The sequence below is a fragment of the Kitasatospora sp. SUK 42 genome (assembly GCF_015776785.2).
Lineage (GTDB): Bacteria > Actinomycetota > Actinomycetes > Streptomycetales > Streptomycetaceae > Kitasatospora.
The window spans coordinates 1-265 of sequence record NZ_LFMD02000013.1 but is presented as its reverse complement, the minus strand read 5'-3'; the positions used below and the strand labels follow the sequence as shown (position 1 = coordinate 265).

Annotated in this window: 1 protein-coding gene; it reads left to right on the top strand. The window is 70.6% G+C overall.

From position 1 onward, the window contains the following. On the top strand, window positions 1–265 hold a 265-nt coding region (locus RZ50_RS28110; RefSeq protein WP_217680990.1), incomplete at both ends, for a KR domain-containing protein.

The following is a 265-nucleotide window of genomic DNA, read 5'->3' as shown; positions in this document are numbered from 1 at the left end:
CCTGCACGAGCTGACGCGGGAGTTGGACCTGTCGGCGTTCGTCCTCTACTCCTCGATCGCCGGTCTGCTGGGTACGGCGGGGCAGGCGAACTACGCGGCGGGCAACACCTTCCTGGACGCACTGGCCGAGCACCGCCGAGCCCAGGGCCTGCCGGGGACGTCGCTGGCCTGGGGTCTGTGGCGGGAGACCAGCGCGATGTCCGGTCACCTGGCGGAGGTGGATCTGCGGCGCATCACCAAGACCGGTCTGGTCCCGTTGGCCTCC